Raw genomic sequence first — 950 nt, forward strand, 5'->3', positions numbered from 1 at the left:
CCGCCCGTCCCCGGGCGGCGGGTCAGGACGGGGCCGGATCCGCCGGCGGCCCGGGCGGGTCCCGGGTCTCCGTCAGATAGGCGGAGACCACCACGTTCGCCGAGTAGCTGCTCCGCTCCGCGTCGAACTCCCCACCGCAGGTGATCAGGCGCAACTCGGCCCGCCCCTCCCGGTGCGGCCCGTACACGGCCTCCGGATCGAAGGCGGAGAGTTCCACCACGTCCACCCGCTCGACGGTGAAGACCGCCGTCCGGCCGTCCGAGCGCAGCACCTCCACCTCGGCGCCCGGCTCCACCGTGCTCAGGTCGTAGAAGACGGCCCGCCCGGTATCGGTGTCCACGTGCCCCACCAGCAGGGCGGCACCCGCAGCCCCCGGCACCGGGCCGTCCCGGAACCACCCCGCGGTGTCCGCCGCCTCGAACGGCGGTGGCTCCACGCCGCCGTCCGCCTCGACGCCGCGCTCGATCACCTCCGCCCGCAGGGCGGGGCCGTCCATCTCCAGCCGCACCGGCACGGCCTCCCCGTCCAGGGGGCGCACCGGGGCGGGCAGCACCCGGCCGTCGGACAGCCGGACCGGACCGCCGAGATCCGGCTCACCACCCGTCAACTCCCGTCCCCACAGCCACAGTCCGAACAACAGGACGGCCCAGGCCACGGTGGTCACGGCGCCGCCGCGGGCCCCGCTCCGGCCGCCGGTGGTCGTGGCGGTCATCCCGACCGCCCGTTCACCGACCCCCGCCGGCCGTGCGGCGCCGGCGGAGCACCCGGAACCCCGTCACCCCCGCGATCCCCAGAACGCCGAGGACCGCCAGGAGCGGACCCGAACCCGCCCCGGTGCCGGCGGGGGAGGCGGCCGGCGCGGCGAGGGCGGAACCCCCGACCTCCGGGGTCCGCTCGTCGGCCGTCCCGCCGCCACCGGCCTTCACCGGCGCCGTGGGGTGGTGCGGCTT

At 77.7% G+C, this 950-nt stretch carries 1 protein-coding gene and 1 pseudogene; both read right to left on the minus strand.

Features of this window, described 5'->3' with window-relative positions; all coding sequences use genetic code 11:
• Window positions 1–22: 22 nt before the first annotated feature.
• Window positions 23–712 carry a class F sortase gene (locus tag FOE67_RS26995; protein WP_182667440.1) on the minus strand — a complete coding sequence of 230 codons (690 nt, stop codon included), beginning with the start codon at window positions 710–712 and terminating at the stop codon, window positions 23–25.
• Between the two features lie 13 nt (window positions 713–725).
• Window positions 726–950: pseudogene (locus FOE67_RS29840) on the minus strand (hypothetical protein); the annotation flags it as partial.

The organism is Streptomyces calidiresistens, assembly GCF_014141525.1.
Classification (GTDB): Bacteria; Actinomycetota; Actinomycetes; order Streptomycetales; family Streptomycetaceae; genus Streptomyces; species Streptomyces calidiresistens.

Bases quoted from the DNA above. Each gene is read 5' to 3' on its own strand.
- FOE67_RS26995 (WP_182667440.1), bottom strand. From the start codon at position 712: ATGACCGCCACGACCACCGGCGGCCGGAGCGGGGCCCGCGGCGGCGCC.